This is a genomic window from Candidatus Limnocylindrus sp. (assembly GCF_040397215.1).
Classification (GTDB): Bacteria; Chloroflexota; Limnocylindria; order Limnocylindrales; family Limnocylindraceae; genus Limnocylindrus.
Window position 1 is genome coordinate 77,146 of sequence record NZ_JBBAWK010000003.1, and the last position, 17,896, is coordinate 95,041.

The window sequence follows — 17,896 nt, forward strand, 5'->3', positions numbered from 1 at the left end:
TACCACTTGACCAGAATGATTGCAAGTGCAACTATTGCAAGCAATGGCAACAACAGATAAACCCGTAAGCGCGGAAATTGAAGCACTCTCTGCAGTGCTGGGTACAGACGCGTCCAAACTCCTCGATCCAACGGTCGCCCGCGCATGGATCGCCCTGCTCACAGCCTATGGGCGGGTAACGCGCGCCCTCTCGGCAGAGCTGATGGATGCCTCTGGGATGAGCCTCGCTGACTTCGATGTGATGGCGCAGCTCGTTCGATCCGATGGCTACAGGCTACGCATGAGCGAACTTGCTGATGCTGCACTCATCTCGAAGAGTGGCCTCACGCGTCGTATCGACCGACTCGCCGTGAATGGCTGGGTGACACGACGCCGTTGCACCGAAGATGGTCGCGTGCACTGGGCAACGCTCACCCCGCTCGGCTTACGTGCATTCAAGAGTGCGGCGCCCGCACATCTCACTGCAGTCGCCGAGCGTTTCGGCGGCGCGCTGCCGGCGAGTGAGATGGAGCGACTAACGCGCGATTTGCTGAAGATTGCCGAAAAGAACAACGAGCGCACGCGCGACGCGGTCTAGCTGGGCCCCCTGATCAGGCGCTGATTGCGGCGCGCACCTGGCGCTGGATCCGCGCGAGCAGCCCCGTTGCGCCGCGCATGCGAAGTGGCGAGACCAACTCCGTCAGGCCCAGCTGGAGTGGAGCAGCGGCTGGCACGGCGAGAATCTCTTCTGGTGTAAGGCCGCTAAGGCCGAGCTGCATGATGCATGCAAACGCACGGGTAGTTGGCGACTCTTGCGGTGCCGTTGCATGGATCCGCACGCTGTCACCGACCACCTCTGCGATCGCAAAGAGTGGTGACTGGCACTCTTCAACACGCTCCATCAGGTCGGTTTGCGACGCGTACGGTTCTGGGAGTGGCTTCAAGCGATCTGCATACTCGAGGAGTAGCTCGAGGCGCATCTCACGCGGCGTGTCGGCAAAGTCGGCAGCGACCGCAGCGAGTCCAGGTGGAAGCTGTGCTGCGGCTGGGCCTGACATATATGTGCGCCTTGCCTATTCGGCGCCGACGGCGATCGGAAGTCGAACGGCGTTGCCCCACTCCGACCACGACCCGTCGTAGTTGCGGACGTTCTTGAAGCCGAGAAGGTAGGTGAGCACAAACCAGGTGTGGCTCGATCGCTCACCAATTCGGCAGTAGGCGATCACATTGTCGTCCGCCGCAAGGCCCTTTTCACCCTCATAAATGGCGCGAAGGTCGGCGATTCCCTTGAACGTACCGTCATCATTGGCAGCCCGCTTCCACGGAACAGACTTCGCTCCTGGGATGTGGCCACCACGGAGCGTCCCCTCCTGCGGGTAGTCAGGCATGTGCGTCAGTTCGCCACTGAACTCCTGTGGTGAACGAACGTCCACCATGCAGCCATTGGCGCCGACATGCTCGATCACCTGTTCGCGGTAGGCACGAAGGTCACTGTCGTTTCGTGGAGAGAGCGGGTAGCTCGTGGCCGCGCGCGTCGGCACGACCTTGGTCATCTCGCGACCCTCTGCCTCCCACTTCTGGCGACCGCCATCAAGAAGGCGCACATCGGTGTGGCCGAAGAGGCGAAAGACCCAGAGGGCGTAGGCGGCCCACCAGTTTGACTTGTCGCCGTAGAAGACTACGGTGGTGTCGCGGTCGATCCCCTTGCGTGACATCAGCGCCGCAAAGTCTTCAGGTCCGACATAGTCGCGAGACACGGGGTCGTTCAGGTCGGTGTGCCAGTCCACCTTGACGCTTCCTGGGATGTGCCCAGTCTCGTAGAGGAGCGTGTCTTCGTCTGACTCCACCACAACCAGCCCTGGTGTGTTCAGGTTGGCGGCAAGCCACTCGGTTGAGACGAGTGCGCCTGGAGTGGCGTACTCCTGGAACTTTTCTGTTGGATCGAGAGGTACGTTGCTCATTTTGCTCTCCTTAATCATTGATGGGTTTTGTGTTCAATCAGCGTTGGCGCGATGCGAGCGTCAACAGATCGACGGTTCACCCTCAAGTGCGCGGAGCTGCATGCTAGTCATGCAGACACGATACCAGAAGCCGCCTCTTACTCGTTAGCCGAGAAGTGGGAGGAGGAGCCGACGTGCACCGTCAACAAAGATCCCCACGGCGAACGCCGCAAACATCAAGGCAGAGATGAGTAAGACGGCACGAACGGTGCGCGGCCCCGTAAAGCGACGAGTTGCCCCAACAACGCCGGAAAGAACGGCGGAGTGCAGCACTGCCGCCGCTGCGAATCCAGAGATAAACGGTACAAATCCAGCGATGCTCGTTGCCTGCGCGGCAACGACGCTCCCGCCAACGGTTGCGGTCCAGAGGATCAGCGTTGGGGAGCTGAGTGCGACGCCGAGTCCGAGGCCAACGGCACGCAGTCCAGTGGCGCGACGGAGTGGCGATGAGTCATCGATAGATCCACCGCGTGCCGCATCTCGCAGTGCCGCCGCAGCAAACCAGCAGAGGATCGCGCTCCCGCCGATCCAGAGCACCCATGCGGCCGGTGGCCACTGGAGAAGGGCGCTGACACCGAGGGCGCCAGCGCATGCCCAGATCACATCGCCGATGCAAGAGCCAAGCCCGATCAGGAGTGCGGGCCATGCACCGCGATCAATGGCGGTACGCACGATCATGACGTTGACGACACCGAGTTCAATGTTGATGGAGAAGGCGAGGGCAGCGCCGAGAAGGAAGATCTCCACCGCTACTCGTTCCCCGATTCGATGACGCTGGTCGGTGTGTTGTGAGGATTGCTATGGGCCGCCGGAATTACGCCAAGCTTCCCAGCCTGGTAGTCCTCGAATGCCTGCACCACCTCGTCGCGCGTGTTCATCACGAACGGCCCGAGCCAAGCCACCGGCTCCTTGATTGGGAGCCCGCCAAGGATCAGCACGTCGAGCGCGGGGGTGCGCTGGTCCTGATGCTCGGAGGCCTTCACGACGATGCGATCACCGGCGCCGTAGACGGCGAGCTGCCCCGCCTGAATGCCGACGCGCTCCGCGCCAACTGCGCCGCGACCAGAGAGGGCGTAGACGAGCGCATTGAAGTCGGGGCGCCACTCAAGGTCGAGCTCTGCGCCTGGCTGCAGCGTTGCATGCACCAGTGCGATCGGCGTTTGTGTGGAGCCTGGTCCGCTATGCCCACCAACGTCGCCAGCAATCAGTCGAAGGAGTGTTCCGCCGTCAGGCGAGGCAAGGAGCTTTACCTCACTCGAGCGAATGTCTTGATAGGCGGGCGGTGACCACTTCTTGGCGCGCGGCAGATTCACCCAGAGTTGGAATCCGTGAAAGAGACCACCGCTTGCGACCAAGAACTCTGGTGGCGTCTCAATGTGCAGGATGCCGCCACCGGCAGTCATCCACTGCGTGTCGCCATCACTAATTCGTCCACCGCCACCATTGCTGTCGCGGTGATCAAGGATGCCGTCGAGCATGTAGGTGACGGTCTCAAATCCGCGATGCGGATGCCATGGCGTCCCCTTCGGTTCGCCGGGGGCGTACTCAACCTCGCCCATCTGGTCGAGCATGATGAATGGATCAATCGCCGCCAGCGGCGCTCCCATAAAGGCGCGGCGCACCGGGAAACCCTCGCCCTCAAAGCCGCTCGGCGCAGTGCTCAACGAGATCACGGGGCGCGGCCGTGCGGTGAGCAGGTCAACGACAGGTGTTCGCGCAAGAAGCGTAATGTCGGGAACGGTTACAGCTGGCATGCGCAGATCATACGTGCGGCGGCGATGCGCTGTCGGTGGCCCGATTCGTTCGGAGCGGCGCTCCCCTTACGGGGCGAGAACGTCAAATTCGGCGTACATGCCAGCTTTGTAGTGGCCCTCAATGTTGCACATCACCACGTAGTGGCCAGGGGGCAGGTCCACGGTGACGGTGCCTGGCACGCCTGGTAGGTACTCCGGCTGCTCGTTCACCACATCGAGGAGTGCCTCGTCGATGCGATGGGTTGTCGGATCAACACGGGCGAGTAGGTCTGTAGTCGTGAGATCAGTGTGCACTACGAGGAATTCGTGGGCGATTGTGCCTGCATTCGTAAGATCAAAGGTGATGGGGCCAGCGATGTGCGAGTACGCGTCGAGCGAGATGTTCCACTCCTTCTCCGTACCGTTAACGGCACCCGTTGCTGGCTTTGCCGCAACAACATCAAGGTCGGCATGCATCCCCGCCTTGTAGTGACCAGGGATATTGCACATCACCACATAGTGGCCCGGCTCAAGATTCACCGTCACCATGCCCGGCACGCCCGGGTCGTACTCCGGCTGCTCATTAACAACGTTCAACTGCGCCTCGTCGATGCGGTTTGTTGCTGCATCAACGCTGGTAACAAGTTCCGCCGCGCTCTTGTCGCTGCGCACTACGAGGAACTCATGGGCGATTGTTCCGAGGTTTTGCAGATTGAAGGTGGTCGTACCAGCCTCGTGCAGGCTTGAAGAAATTTCGATCGCCCACTCCTTCTCGCTGCCGGAAACCGGCCCAACGTCAGCAACTGGCTCTGGTGGTGGCGTCCGCTCCACCACCGAACCGTCTGGGGAGTCGGAGATGATGAGATCGGCAAACATGCCGTTCTTGTAGTGACCTTCGATATTGCACATCACCACGTAGTGACCCTTCGGCAGTTTGACGGTCAGCGTTGCCGTAGTGCCAGGTTCGTACTCAGACTGTTCATCAACGACATCAAGGTTGTCCTCGTTGAGGCGATTAGTGGTGGGGTCAACGGTGTCGAGTAGCTGCGTGCCACTCATATCGGTGGCGACGACGAGGAACTCGTGCGGCACTGTGCCGCGGTTATCAAGGTGGAAGGTAACGTCGCCGGCGGTGTGAGCATTGGCAGAGATGACGATCTTCCACTCACCCTCTTTCGCGGCGATAGCGCCCTGGGTTGGGATCTGGTGCCAGATGGCGATGCCGATGCCGATGGCAACGGCGAGGCCCAAGACGATCGAGGCGGTGCGCCCTGGGGCGAGGCCGGCTTTGGCGAGGGTGCTCTTTGACTTCGATGTGCCAGCTGCCCGCTTCGGGGAACGCTTTGCTGCTCTAGCCATGACGTATGGCCTCCTCACCTGCGCCGCCAAGGTGGCGGGTATCGGGGAGAGTGTGTACCATCGCGGCTCAGAACTTTCGACTGTTGCGATTCTGGTTCACCTCCGCGCCAGGGGGGCAGGTGTCGGCTATGATTCCCACGAATGAGTTAGACGCCCAGCCGCAGAGAGGGAGTCACGATCAGATGAACCGTCGATACGCATTGCCGCTCCTGATCGCCGCAGTCGCCCTTATCGCCGGTGGCTGCCAGGCCGTGAGCCTTCGGGACCCCGTAACGGAGCAGGCACTCCAGGTGCGTGACCTCTACAACCTGGTGTTTATCATCGCCGCCATTATCTTCTTCTTCGTTGAGGGCCTGATCGTATGGTCGGTGATTCGCTACCGCCGTAAGCCAACCGATACGAATCTGCCGGTCCAGACCCACGGCAACCTCATCTTGGAGGTGGTGTGGACGGTCATCCCATTGGTCACCGTCTTCTTGCTCTTCATTGCCTCATGGAACGTGCTGAGTGTGGTCGATGCCCGGGATGCTTCGAAGGCTGAGATTAAGGTTGAGGTCGTTGGCTATCAGTGGCAGTGGAAGTTCGCCTATCCCGACAATGGCATTGAAGTATTCGGCACCCCGGAACAGAACGCCGAACTCGTCGTGCCGATGGGGAAGGTGATCCAGGTGACCCTCGTCTCGCAAGATGTGAACCACGGCTTCTACATTCCGCAGTTCCTCTTCCAGCGCGACCTCGTGCCTGGTCATGTGAACGTCTTCCAGTTCACCCCGAACAAGGTCGGCACCTTTACAGGGCAGTGCTCCGCCTTTTGCGGCCTTATGCACCACGCCATGCGATTCACCGTTCGCGTGGTGACGCCTGAGGAGTACACGGCGTGGCTCGCCGAGTCCAAATCGAAACCATCCCCGTCGCCATCGGAATCGCCATCACCGTCACCATCAGCTATTCGGCTCACAACGAGCGCAGCCTTTTAGATAGAGGAGGAGTAAATCATGGCAGCCACCGCAGTTCGACCGATAGCACGACCGCGCACCACCCTCTATGAGTGGCTGACGACGACCGACCATAAGAAGATCGGCATCCTCTATACGATCTCGTCGTTCATCTTCCTCGGCGTCGGTGGCTCCCTTGCCCTCTTCGTCCGCGCTGAGCTCGCGCAGCCGGGCCTCCAATTCCTCACGGAGTCAACCTATAACCAGCTCTTCACGATGCACGCATCGGTGATGATCTTCTGGGTCATCATTCCGTTCCTGGCGGCGATCGGTAACTACGTTGTGCCGCTCATGATCGGCGCGCCCGACATGGCCTTCCCGCGCATCAACGCCCTCAGCTTCTGGATGGTCCCCTTCTCTGGCCTCGTTGTCGTAACGGGCTTCTTGCTCGGCGGCGCAGCCGATGCGGGTTGGACTGCTTATCCACCGCTCAGCAGCATTAAGTACAGCCCTGGCCCAGGCATGAACCTGTGGATCGTGGCGGTGATGCTCGTCGGCACCAGCTCGATCCTTGGCGCCGTGAACTTCATGGTCACCATCTTCCGCATGCGCGCCCCAGGAATGACCCTCTTCCGCATGCCGATTCTTACCTGGACGGTGCTCGTCACCAGCGTGCTGGTGCTGATGGGCACGCCCGTGTTGACCAGCGCGCTCGTAATGCTCTTCATTGACCGAAACTTTGGTGGCGCGTTCTTTGATCCAGCGCTTGGTGGCTCGGCCATTCTGTGGCAGAACATTTTCTGGTTCTATAGCCACCCCGCCGTTTACATTATGGTGTTGCCTGGAATGGGTGTGATCTCCGAAATCCTTCCAGTGTTTAGCCGCAAGCCACTCTTCGGCTACAAGGCGTTCGTCTTCGCCACCGCTGGTATCGGCGCCCTTGGCTTCAGCGTGTGGGCCCACCACATGTTCACGACCGGCAGTGTCTTCTTGCCCTTCTTCTCGGTGATGACCTTCCTCATTGCGGTGCCAACAGGGGTGAAATTCTTCAACTGGATCGCCACAATGTGGCGCGGCCAGATCACGTTCACGACGCCGATGCTCTTCTCTGTCGGATTCCTGAGCATGTTCCTAATCGGGGGCATCAACGGCGTCTTTAGTGCGTCTGTGCCAGTCGATTACGCCATCCACGCCACCTACTGGATCGTCGCGCACATTCACTACGTGCTCTTCGGCGGATCGTTCCTCAGCATCATGGCCGGCATCTATTTCTACTTCCCGAAGATGTCGGGAAAGATGCTCGACGAACGTCTCGGCAAGATCCACTTCGCGCTGATGTATGTCGGGTTGAACCTGACCTTCCTACCAATGCACCTTCTTGGCCTCGCGGGGATGCCCCGACGCATCGCTGACTATTCGCCAACCGCTGGCTGGAACGACCTGAACTTGGCGGCAACGATCGGCGGATTCATGATCGGTGCGAGTTTTATTCCATTCTTCTGGAACGTCTTTATCTCGCTGCGCAGCGGTGAAGAGGCGGGCGATGACCCTTGGGAGGCGAACACCCTAGAGTGGGCGACCTCGTCGCCGCCACCAGCGTGGAACTTCGACCGACTACCAGCTATCACCTCCGAGCGACCACTCTTTGACGCCCGACACGCACGCACGGGGGCAGAGCACGAATAATGAGTGACGGCGCAGTCATGACGAGCGGCCACAGTGCCGGTCACGGCAAGAAGGGGCTCGGCAACCCTGTACTTGGGATGCTCCTTTTCATCGTCTCCGAGATCATGTTCTTCGCAGGGCTCTTCGCCGCCTACTTCAACCTTCGTACCGCAACGGGCACGTGGCCACCTGCGGGAAATGGAGCGTTCGAGCTTCACGGCGAGATCCTATTCCCCGCAATCATGACCAGCCTGCTCGTGCTCAGCTCAGTCACCTGCCAGGTCGCCGTGTGGCGCATTCGCAAGGGTGATCGACAAGGAATGAACCGGGCACTCCTCATGACCGTGTTGCTTGGCGTGACCTTCTTGCTCGGCCAGGCGTACGACTACACCCAGCTAGGCTTCGGCATCGCCGACGGGGTATTCGGCAGCACCTTCTATGTGCTGACCGGCTTCCACGGCGCACACGTCCTTGGCGGGGTGTTGATGCTCACCGTCTGCCTTTATCGCGGTGGACTTGGCCAGTTCTCGGCAGAGCACCACGACATGGTCGAAGCAACCTCGATCTACTGGCACTTCGTTGACGTCGTCTGGCTACTCCTCTTCGCCCTGCTCTATATCGCCTGAGTCGTCTGGTTCGGGAGGGCACACCATGTTTGGTCTCGCACTCGTAATCGGCGCAATCTTTGAGGCGGCGGCACTTGTCTTCTTCATCGTGGCCGACGACCCACACATGGCTTTCATGCTGGCGATCACTGGCCTTGCCATGGGCCTCATGACCTACATTCTGCTCTATGCGCAGGGCACAGCCGAGAGCCATGCCGCCATTCCAGCATGGAAGAAGTTCCCTGGAAAGCACTCACCAGCCGCGAAGAGCGCGCCAGCTGGCGTGCATCTGCCTTCGTCATCGTTCATGCCGATTGCGATCTGCGCCGGTGCTGCGGTGATGTTCTTTGGCCTCGCGGTCAACTTGCCGTTCTTCACCCTCGGCACGGTGTTGCTTGGCATCGCCATGATCGGCTGGCTGATCGACTCTCGTCGAGAGTGGAAGGCTGTCGTCACAGCAGGCAGTGGTGCGATCAAGAATCCAACACCACTGCGCCCATCACGCCGCATCGTTGACGTCGTTCTCATTGCCTTCTTCAGTCTGCTAATCGGTCAGTCGGCCATCTTTGCTGGCGGCGCAAAGGCCGACCCAGGGCCAACAGGTGCAGACCCAGCGGCTCCCGAGATTGTTGCCTCGGGCGTGAAGTTCAATCTCGACAAGCTCGTTGTCAAGGCTGGCACGGAAGTCACGCTCACATTTACCAATAAAGACAGTGGCATCCCCCACAATTTTGCGATTGTGGAGAGCGGCACGACCGTCTTTTCTGGCGAGCAGTTCGCTGGTGTGGCAACGAAGGAGTACACGCTCCCCGCCTTCGATGCGAACAAGATCTACACCTTTAGGTGCGAAGTGCATCCGAACATGAAGGGGACGATTGAACTCGTTCCATAATCCTTAGTGCAAAAAATCACCCCGACCCACCAATCGGTGAGCCGGGGTGATTCTTTAATTGGGCGCCAGTGGCTAGTTTGACCCTGGCTGGAAAACTCCTGTCCAGACCTGCCACGCGAGCAGGGTCTTTGCCACCAGTGAAAGGATCATGTAGCTGCGCTCACCGTGAAGGTAGTCAGCCCACTTACCAATCTTCAAGCGCTGCAAGACCATGTTGATCGCGAAGATGTTGAAGCTCACGAAGAGGCTTACATAGATCACGATCAGAACAGTTTTGAAGGCTGCAAAGTCCACGCCGTTTGCCGTGGTGCCCGTTGGCCAGTGCGCGAGCGAGAGGCCAAACGAGATGAAGATGGCGATCCACGGCGCAATGCCGGCGATGCAGCCAAAGATGTAGTGGCTCCACTGCACGTTCTTGCGGCCGATGTTCGCCTCTTCCATTGACCAGCCGAACAGGTTCATGGAGGCATTCGCCACGGCGAGTGCGATCAGTGCGCCTGCATCGGTGATGAAGCTCAGTGAGGCGATACCGACGATCATGAGTGTCGAGCTCAGCGCGTACTCAGCCCAACGCATTGGGTTGAACTCGCGAGCGAGCCAGCCCTCATAGCGCTTGCGCAGAGGGAACGCCACCAGGAAGTGCGCCAGGGCCGATAGGCCGAAGAACGCCGCAACCAGGTAGGCGAGCGGGAAGCTAAAGAGCAGCTGCGATTCGGAGCTCAGCGTTGGCACGCCATTGACGATTGGCCCCTGGACTGGGTAGTGCCCAATGAAGCGGACCGCCGCTGCAGTAGGGCTGATCACCACAATGATGATTGCCTGGATGCCGTGCAGCACGACGAGCGCACGATTCCAGTTAAAGAGCTGCTTCGCTCGGGCAGCCGGAATGGCAGCAAACGATGTTGCTACCCCGGTGCTGGCGGCGGCCGCGCGCGTTGGCGCGGACTTCTTGGCTACTGCCATAAAGGTTCCTCCCTTTTTCTTTCTGCAGACTGGACTTCAGCCTGATGCCCCTGAGGGTAGCGGCGCAGGCGCGCTCTATCCAAATCGTGCGTGAAATCGGCCGAATATTGCGCTATCTGAACCTAATTCGTGCATAGGCTGCGTTAGGATGAGGCGATCGTGGAAACCCCGCGACGGCCGGGCAACGGGCCCGGGCAAACTCGCCACTGTAAGGAGAACACATGAAGAACCTACGGATCGGTGCCATTCTTGGCGCCCTCCTCATGGTCGCCGCGGCGTGCTCGAGCACCCCTGCAGCGAAAGAGGGTGGAACCCTCATTGTCGCCCTGCCAGGCGACATCGTGCGAACCGACACCGCACTCACAGACGACAGCAACTCGTCGTATGTGATTCAGCAGGTTGTCGAAACCCTCGTCGGCCTTGAGCCAGGATCAACCTCAAAGGTTGTTCCAGTGCTCGCAGAGAGCTATACGATGAGCGCCGATGCACTCACCTATACGTTCAAGCTGCGCAGCGGCGTCAAGTTCCACGACGGCACCGACTTCAATGCCGACGCAGTCGTGTACAACTACAACCGCTTCATCAACATCCCAACTGAGCTCCAGGACTACACCTATTACATTGGCGCTGTCTTTGGCGGCTACGGTGCAAATAGCAACCTTGAGTCGGCTACCGCTGTAGACGCCTCAACCGTCGCATTGAAGTTGAAGAAGCCAAGCTCAAACTTCATCTTGACCCAGACCCTTCCGGTCTTCGGGATCCAGTCGCCAACGGCGCTGGCCCTGGGCAAGGGTGACAACACCGAGTCCGATGTGACCAAGATCACCGGCGCCCAGGGTGGCGCTGGCTCAATGGTTGGCACGGGCCCATTCACGTTTGACAAGTGGACGGTTGGCGACAGCGTCGAAATCGTCAAGAACGCAACCTATTGGGACACCAAGCACATTGCGCACGTCGACGCGATCGTCTTCAAGGCCGTTGCCGAAGAGGCACAGCGCTTGAACGGTCTCGCTGCGGGCGAAATCGACCTTGCCCAGACGATTGCTCCAGTGGATGCGGCAACCATCAAGGCCAACGCAAAGCTGCAGCTGATCGATCGTGGTTCGTCGTTCAATACGTTCCAGATCTCAATGAACCAGAACTACACGCCGGTAAACAACGTGAAGATTCGTGAAGCGATCGCCAATGCGATCGATTACGACTATCTGATCAAGACCTTCTACGCCGGCGCGGCGGTGAAGGCCACGAACTGGATGCCAGCAGGCGTGTTGTACGCCAAGGATCTTGGCCTCCCAACGTATGATGTTGCGAAGGCGAAGGCCCTGATCGCAGAGTCGGGTGAAACCGACCTTACGATCGACTTCTGGTATCCAAACGACGTGACCCGCCCGTACATGCCTGATCCAAAGGGCATCTTCGAAGCGATCACGGCGAATCTCGAGGCCGTTGGCTTCACCATTGTTCCTAACAACGCCCCGTGGCGCGGTGGGTACCTTGATGATGAGTACGCCGGCAAGTACGAGATGTGGCTGCTCGGGTGGACCGGCGATTGGGCCGGACCGGACAACTTCTTGAAGACTGCCTTCTTCGGGTATGTCAATGGAGCTCCGTCAACCGAGTTTGCCTACAAGAACGATGCAGTCGAGGCCGCGATGAATGCCGCACTTGCGGCAGGCACCGAGGCTGATGCGAAGACACAGTGGGAGCTGGCGCAGGACTTGATCCGTGCCGACATGCCATCCGTGCCAGTCGCCAACTCGAAGCCGCAGGCAGCTGCCTCGATTGACCTGAAGGGCTTCATCGGCTCTGCAGGATTGAACGAGCCGCTCAACCTGGTCTGGCTCGATCGTCCGTAACTGAGTAGCGCGCCGCCCCAGGCGGTGCGTTTCTCGCTCTAACCAGAGCATCTGTCGCCGCTCCCTTGGCCGTGAGGCTGAGGGGGCGGCGACGGCGTTTCGCCCCTAGAATGCCCTGATGGGCAGATACATCGTTCGCCGCTTGATCGCCGCGATTCCCGTGCTCATCGGGCTCTCCATTCTGCTCTTCGCCTACATCCGCATCCTCCCCGGCGACCCGTGCGTTGCCATCCTTGGGCAGCACCGCACCCCTGAGGCATGCGCCGCGCTCCGCGTCAATCTGGGCCTCGACCTGCCGCTCTGGCAGCAGTACATCTCGTATCTGCTCAAGTCGCTCTCTGGCGATCTCGGCTCCAGCGTCGTGAACTCGCAGCCATTCTTGGGTGAGTTCCTGACTCGCTTCCCAGGCACGATTGAGCTCACGATTGGGGCGCTGATCTTCTCGATCGGCGTTGGGATTCCACTCGGCCGCCTCGCAGCCCGCAAGGTGGGCGGCTGGGTCGACGGCCTTATTACCGGAGTCAGCCTCTTCGGCGTGAGCATCCCGGTTTTTGTGCTTGGCCTCGCGCTCGTCGTGATCTTTGGCGTGATCTTGGGCTGGCTCCCAACTCAGGGTCGAATTGATGCGCGGGCACGATTTGATGCCACCTCGGGCATCTTGCTCATTGACACACTGTTGGCCGGGCGCCTCGATCTCTTTGTCGACGTGGTGCGCCACCTCATCCTCCCCTCCATTGCCCTCGGCTCAATCCCTCTGGCGATCATCACGCGCATCACCCGCGCCTCCGTGATCGAGGTGGCGAACGAGGACTATGTGCGCACCGCACGATCTAAGGGTCTGAAGGAGAAGACGGTCGATAACCGTCACGTCATGCGCAACGCCTGGCTCCCAGTGACCACCGTCGTTGGTCTACAGATTGGCGGCCTCCTTGGCGGTGCGGTGCTCACAGAGACGGTGTTTGTGTGGAATGGTGTCGGTCGCTGGGTGGTTGACGCCATCGAGAACCATGACTATCCCATCGTGCAATCGACGATCCTGGTGTTTGCCGTGATCTTCCTCGTCGTGAATCTGATCGTCGATGTGGGCTACGCCCTGCTGAATCCAAAGATTCGCTACCAATGATGTTCCGCACCGCCCTTGTCGACCCACAGATCGCGCGAGCCTCGCGTGGGCTCTGGGGTGATGCCGCCCGCCGCCTGCGCCGCAACCGCCCGGCACTTGTCGGGCTCGTCTGTATCGTGCTCTTCGCCCTTGCAGCAGTCCTTGCGCCGTTCATTTCGCCGTTTGACCCATATGCCATGAACGGGAGCAGCCTCGATGCGCCGTCGTTGACACACCTCTTTGGCACTGACCTGTTGGGGCGCGACATCTTCTCGCGCGTCCTCTACGGGGCCCAGATCAGCCTCTTCGTTGGCGTTGGTGCCGTTGTCCTGGCCCTCGTAATCGGTGGCGTTCTTGGGGCCATTGCCGGCGGATTCGGCGGGCGCATCGATGGCGTGATCATGCGCCTAACCGACGTCTTTCTTTCGATCCCGAGCATCCTGCTGGCGATCGGTATCGTGACTGCCCTTGGGCGTGGCATGGTGCAGTTGATGTTCGCCATTGCGGTGAGCTACGCGCCGACCTTTGCACGACTGCTGCGCGGCTCACTTCTGGCGCTTCGCGAGGCCGACTACGTTGTGGCTGCACGAACTATTGGTGCCTCGCGTATGCGCATCCTGGTGCGACACATGTTGCCGAACGCGCTCACCCCGCTCATCGTGCAAGCGACGCTGGTGCTCGCCACCGCCATCATTGACATCGCTGGCCTCGGCTTCTTGGGCCTCGGACCAGCTGACCCGCGCACACCAGAGTGGGGGACGATGCTCGTTGACGCACGGCGCTTCATGCAGACCGCGCCACACATCGTGGTCTTTATTGGTGGTGCAATCGTCATCTCGGCGATCGGATTTAATCTTCTCGGAGACGGGCTGCGCGAGTCGCTTGACCCGAAGTTGAAGCGATGAGCGACCAACACCTGCTCGAGGTTCGTGACCTCGTGGTGCGCTTCCGCACGCATGACGGTGCGGTGCATGCCGTGAACGGTGTCTCGTTTGACCTCGCGGCGGGTGAAACGCTTGGCGTGGCGGGTGAGTCTGGCTGCGGCAAGAGCGTCACGAATTTGGCGATCGTTGGCCTGCTGCCGAAGCCTGCTGGCCGCGTCGAAGGTGGGAGCGTCAAGCTCGACGGGCGTGAGCTCACCACCCTCAAGGAGGAGGAGCTGCGCCAGGTGCGTGGCAGCGAGATCGCCATGATCTTCCAAGACCCAATGACCTCGCTCAACCCGGTGCTCCGCATTGAGGAGCAGTTGATCGAAACGATTCAGGCCCACCGCGAGGTCACGAAGGAGGCGGCGCGGACTCGCGCTATTGAGCTGCTCACCGCGGTTGGCGTTGCCAATCCAGAGTCACGACTCCGTAGCTACCCACACGAGTTCTCTGGTGGCATGCGGCAGCGCGTAATGATTGCCATGGCCCTCGCCCTTGAGCCCCGCGTGCTCATTGCCGACGAGCCAACCACGGCGCTCGACGTCACCATCCAGGCGCAGGTGCTCGACCTGCTCCGCCGCCTCACCGAGGAGCGCGGTACCGCCACGATCCTGGTGACGCACGACCTTGGCGTCCTCGCCGGCATGGCCGATCGCATCAACGTGATGTACGCAGGTGCGGTGATTGAATCAGGCACCACCGACGACCTCTTCGCCAACCCACGCCATCCGTACACCGTTGGCCTGTTGCGCTCCATCCCGCGTCTCGACGGCGAGACGGGCGGCAAGCTGGTGCCCATCGAAGGTCGACCCCCGGATCTTATTGATGCGCCAGTGGGCTGTTCGTTCTACGCGCGCTGCGCCTGGCGCACCGAGCGCTGCGCGACCGAGACGCCTGCCCTGTCGCCGATTGATGGCGGCAAGGGCCCAATCGTGACGAATGGCCCAACCGCAACGCACGTGGCGGCCTGCTTTAACCCAGTCGCCCCTGCAGAGGTTGCCGAAGGGCGCCCACTGCCACGCACAGGAGGAGCCACCCGATGAGCGGCGAGCCACTACTAACAGTCAAAGACCTCGCGGTGCGATTTCCAATCCGCGAAGGCCTGGTGCGCGAGCGCACCGTCGCCGAAGTGCGCGCGGTTGATGGCGTCTCGTTTGAAGTAGCGAAGGGGGAGATCCTCGGCCTTGTTGGCGAGTCGGGCTGCGGCAAGAGCACGGTCGCACGTGCGATCACCCGCGTCGTGAAGCCGAGCGCAGGCACGATCAACTTTGACGGTCACAATCTGGCGACTGCCGAGGGGAGAGAGCTACACGACCTTCGACGCCGCGTGCAGATGATCTTCCAGGATCCATATGCCTCGCTGAACCCCCGCATGACCGTTGGCGCGATCCTGCGCGAGCCAGCCGACATCTACAACGTTGGCACTAGCGCAGAACGAAGCGGTCGTGTCTCCGAGCTCCTCGAACTCGTCGGACTCGATCCGCGCTTCGCCGAGCGCTACCCCCATGAGTTCTCTGGTGGGCAACGCCAGCGCATCGGTGTGGCACGTGCGCTCGCCCTCAACCCAGACCTGGTTGTGGCCGACGAGCCGGTCAGTGCGCTCGACGTGAGCGTGCAGGCCCAGATCCTCAACCTGCTTGCCGAGCTGCGCCAGCGCCTTGGGCTCGCCTACCTCTTCATTGCACATGACCTCTCGGTGGTGCGCCACATCAGCGACCGCACCGCGGTGATGTATTTGGGAAAGATCGTTGAGGTTGCGCCTTCGGCCGAGTTGAATAGCTCGCCGGTGCACCCGTATTCGATTGCACTACTTTCGGCGGTGCCGATTCCTGATCCAGCCATCGAGAAGAGGCGCAAGCGCATCATCTTGAAGGGTGACGTGCCGTCGCCAACGAATCCGCCGAGCGGTTGCGCCTTCCAGACGCGCTGCTGGCTGAAGGAGAAGCTCGGCAACCCGGAGCGCTGCAACACGGAATCGCCGCAGCTGGTGCAGGTCTCAACGGGCCACCAGGTCGCCTGCCACTTCCCCGACAAGGCGTAGCGCGGAAGAGCGCTTAGCGGTTGCGCTCGCTGCGTACGAAGAGGAAGGTGCCCACAGAGAGCATGACGACGGTCGAGATTGCGATGACACCAACCGTCCACGTTGGGTCACCGAGCACCGCCGGATTCGGGTATCCGTAATAGGCACCACGAATGAGATCGACGGCGTAGCGCAGCGGCGCGATGTGGCTGACGATGTCGAGGTACCAGGGCAGGTTGCGGATCGGGTTGAAGGCACCGGCGAGGAAGAACTGAGGCAGGAAGATGAACGGGAAGAGCAGGTTCGCTGAGCGCTGATTTGGCAGCAGGCTGACGATCAGTGCCCCAAACGAGGCGCCGAAGATGGCGACCAGGATGAGGGCAGGGATGATCGCGAAGACCTGCGCCAGCGTGAGCGGGATGCCGAGCACGATGCCGAAAGCCATAACGGTGAAGGCCTGCGGGAAGGCGACGAGCGACTCGCCGAGAATCTTGCCGGCAAGGATCGTGCGTCGTCCGATCGGCGCAACGAAGATCTCCTGGCTGAAGTCGTTCTCGCGATCCTCAAGGATGGAGACGAGCCCGAGCGCCGATGACTGCCAGACACCCTGCGCCAGCTGCCCCGCAAAGATGAATGGGAGCAGGTCGATACCCGGCGACTGGAAGTTTGAGGCGAAGGCTCCACCAAGTACGCCAATAAAGAGGGCGGGGAAGACCAGTCCGCCAACGAGGCGGATCGGATCGCGCAGCAGCTTGGTGACATCGCGAGCGGCGATGGCCGCCGCAGCTGCCGCCTCACGGCGCAGGCTGAACCGCATCGTGGTCGAGTAGGTGTTCGGCGTGCTCATCGGCGGAACCCACGTCGCGGCGCATCGTCGAGCGGCGACTCTTCGCGATCATCGGCGGTTGCGGCAACGATCTTCAGGTAGGCATCTTCAAGGCTCGGGCTGCGCACTTCGAAGCGGGTAAGCGGCGTCTTCAGGTCACGCAAGAGCGTGTGGGCTGGCTCCGCACCCTTCACCTCAACGGCGAATCCGGCAGAGATTACCTGCGGCGTGTGGCCGAGCCGTTCGATCTCTGCGCCGAGGGCGACACGATCCGCCGCCTCAAGTTCAACGCGAGTAACGCCAGTGCCAACGCGCAGCTCAGCCGGCGTGCCGTTCGCCACAATCTTGCCGCGATCGATGATGCAGACCTGATCGGCGATCTCCACCTCGTCGAGGTAGTGCGTCGTAAGGACCATCGTCGTTCCTTCACTGCGACGGATCGCGTCGAGGTAGCCGGCCACCGAGCGACGCGACTCTGGATCGAGGCCAACGGTCGGCTCGTCAAGGAAGAGCACCTGCGGCTTGTGCAGCAGAGAACGGGCGATCTCAAGCTTGCGACGCATGCCGCCGGAATACTTGGAGATCTTTTTAAAGAGATCGTCGCGGTCAAGGCCAACAAGTGCGCCCAGCTCAACAACGCGGTCGCGGTACTCCTGCGGCATGAGCGAGAACGATGGGCGATAGGCGTAGGCGCCGTAGAGGGCAGCATGGAAGCGGCAGTTCTCCTCGCCGGTTAAGGCGCGATCGAGGGATGGCTTCTGGAAGATGATGCCGACGCGGCGGCGCACCTCTGACTGGTCCTGCGCCAAGTCGGCGCCTGCAATCTGCACGCTCCCTGAGGTTGCGGCGAGTGTGGTCGTAAGGATGCTGATCGTGGTGGTTTTACCCGCGCCATTTGGCCCAAGGAGGGCAAAGAGGGAGCCCTGCTCAACAGAGAAGGTGACGCCATCAACGGCATTGCGGTCCGCGCCCTTGTAGCGCTTGACGAGGTCCGTGACGACGATTGCGGGGGTAGGTGCCATGTTCGCAATCCTA

The 17,896-nt window shown here is 60.8% G+C and carries 18 protein-coding genes; 10 read left to right on the forward strand and 8 right to left on the reverse strand.

The window, feature by feature from the left end:
• Positions 1-43: 43 nt before the first annotated feature.
• On the forward strand, positions 44-577 hold the full coding sequence (locus AC3LCN_RS01725; RefSeq protein ID WP_488648365.1) for a MarR family winged helix-turn-helix transcriptional regulator: 534 nt from the start codon (positions 44-46) through the stop codon (positions 575-577).
• 13 nt (positions 578-590) lie between these two features.
• On the opposite strand, the gene AC3LCN_RS01730 is transcribed toward AC3LCN_RS01725, so the two are convergent.
• From AC3LCN_RS01730 to AC3LCN_RS01750, 5 genes are all read right to left on the reverse strand, one after another.
• Complete coding sequence (locus AC3LCN_RS01730; protein ID WP_488648366.1) at positions 591-1,037, reverse strand: SufE family protein; 447 nt, start codon at positions 1,035-1,037, stop codon at positions 591-593.
• A 15-nt stretch (positions 1,038-1,052) separates the two neighbouring features.
• A complete protein-coding gene (locus AC3LCN_RS01735) occupies positions 1,053-1,940 on the reverse strand; it encodes a sulfurtransferase (protein ID WP_488648367.1) in 888 nt (295 codons plus the stop codon).
• A gap of 144 nt (positions 1,941-2,084) precedes the next feature.
• Positions 2,085-2,726 (reverse strand): LysE family translocator, encoded by a 642-nt coding sequence (locus AC3LCN_RS01740; RefSeq protein WP_488648368.1) that lies wholly within the window; start codon positions 2,724-2,726, stop codon positions 2,085-2,087.
• 2 nt (positions 2,727-2,728) lie between these two features.
• Positions 2,729-3,733 (reverse strand): pirin family protein, encoded by a 1,005-nt coding sequence (locus AC3LCN_RS01745; RefSeq protein WP_488648369.1) that lies wholly within the window; start codon positions 3,731-3,733, stop codon positions 2,729-2,731.
• Between the two features lie 66 nt (positions 3,734-3,799).
• The gene (locus tag AC3LCN_RS01750) at positions 3,800-5,071 is read right to left on the reverse strand and encodes a sulfocyanin-like copper-binding protein (RefSeq protein WP_488648370.1); all 1,272 of its coding nucleotides are present in this window, start codon (positions 5,069-5,071) and stop codon (positions 3,800-3,802) included.
• Between the two features lie 182 nt (positions 5,072-5,253).
• On the opposite strand from AC3LCN_RS01750, the gene coxB reads away from it, so the two are divergent.
• Genes coxB through AC3LCN_RS01770 form a run of 4 tightly spaced genes read left to right on the forward strand, consistent with a single transcriptional unit; the run spans position 5,254 to position 9,168 of the window.
• Positions 5,254-6,048 carry a cytochrome c oxidase subunit II gene (gene coxB, locus AC3LCN_RS01755; RefSeq protein WP_488648371.1) on the forward strand — a complete coding sequence of 265 codons (795 nt, stop codon included), beginning with the start codon at positions 5,254-5,256 and terminating at the stop codon, positions 6,046-6,048.
• An 18-nt stretch (positions 6,049-6,066) separates the two neighbouring features.
• Positions 6,067-7,692, forward strand: coding sequence for a cytochrome c oxidase subunit I (ctaD, locus tag AC3LCN_RS01760; RefSeq protein WP_488648372.1), 1,626 nt, complete (start codon positions 6,067-6,069; stop codon positions 7,690-7,692).
• Complete coding sequence (locus AC3LCN_RS01765; RefSeq protein WP_488648373.1) at positions 7,692-8,297, forward strand: cytochrome c oxidase subunit 3; 606 nt, start codon at positions 7,692-7,694, stop codon at positions 8,295-8,297. Before ctaD ends, AC3LCN_RS01765 begins: the two co-directional genes overlap by 1 nt.
• A 25-nt stretch (positions 8,298-8,322) precedes the next feature.
• Positions 8,323-9,168: a cupredoxin domain-containing protein gene (locus AC3LCN_RS01770; RefSeq protein ID WP_488648374.1), complete on the forward strand. Its 846-nt coding sequence runs from the start codon at positions 8,323-8,325 to the stop codon at positions 9,166-9,168.
• 72 nt (positions 9,169-9,240) lie between these two features.
• Here AC3LCN_RS01770 and heR read toward each other — a convergent pair whose 3' ends face one another.
• Positions 9,241-10,131 (reverse strand): heliorhodopsin HeR, encoded by an 891-nt coding sequence (gene heR, locus AC3LCN_RS01775; RefSeq protein ID WP_488648375.1) that lies wholly within the window; start codon positions 10,129-10,131, stop codon positions 9,241-9,243.
• A gap of 221 nt (positions 10,132-10,352) precedes the next feature.
• Here heR and AC3LCN_RS01780 point away from each other — a divergent pair, with 221 nt between their 5' ends.
• From AC3LCN_RS01780 to AC3LCN_RS01800, 5 genes are all read left to right on the forward strand, one after another.
• Positions 10,353-11,987 (forward strand): ABC transporter substrate-binding protein, encoded by a 1,635-nt coding sequence (locus AC3LCN_RS01780; protein ID WP_488648376.1) that lies wholly within the window; start codon positions 10,353-10,355, stop codon positions 11,985-11,987.
• Between the two features lie 118 nt (positions 11,988-12,105).
• Positions 12,106-13,110, forward strand: a complete 1,005-nt coding sequence (locus AC3LCN_RS01785) for an ABC transporter permease (RefSeq protein ID WP_488648377.1) — start codon at positions 12,106-12,108, stop codon at positions 13,108-13,110.
• Positions 13,110-13,994 carry an ABC transporter permease gene (locus AC3LCN_RS01790; RefSeq protein WP_488648378.1) on the forward strand — a complete coding sequence of 295 codons (885 nt, stop codon included), beginning with the start codon at positions 13,110-13,112 and terminating at the stop codon, positions 13,992-13,994. The genes AC3LCN_RS01785 and AC3LCN_RS01790 overlap by 1 nt, the downstream gene beginning before the upstream one ends.
• Positions 13,991-15,058, forward strand: a complete 1,068-nt coding sequence (locus AC3LCN_RS01795; protein ID WP_488648379.1) for an ABC transporter ATP-binding protein — start codon at positions 13,991-13,993, stop codon at positions 15,056-15,058. Before AC3LCN_RS01790 ends, AC3LCN_RS01795 begins: the two co-directional genes overlap by 4 nt.
• Positions 15,055-16,056, forward strand: coding sequence for an ABC transporter ATP-binding protein (locus AC3LCN_RS01800; protein ID WP_488648380.1), 1,002 nt, complete (start codon positions 15,055-15,057; stop codon positions 16,054-16,056). Before AC3LCN_RS01795 ends, AC3LCN_RS01800 begins: the two co-directional genes overlap by 4 nt.
• Before the next feature lie 13 nt (positions 16,057-16,069).
• On the opposite strand, the gene AC3LCN_RS01805 is transcribed toward AC3LCN_RS01800, so the two are convergent.
• Positions 16,070-16,882: an ABC transporter permease gene (locus AC3LCN_RS01805; RefSeq protein WP_488648381.1), complete on the reverse strand. Its 813-nt coding sequence runs from the start codon at positions 16,880-16,882 to the stop codon at positions 16,070-16,072.
• Complete coding sequence (locus AC3LCN_RS01810) at positions 16,879-17,883, reverse strand: ABC transporter ATP-binding protein (RefSeq protein ID WP_488648382.1); 1,005 nt, start codon at positions 17,881-17,883, stop codon at positions 16,879-16,881. The genes AC3LCN_RS01805 and AC3LCN_RS01810 overlap by 4 nt, the downstream gene beginning before the upstream one ends.
• Positions 17,884-17,896: the final 13 nt, after the last annotated feature.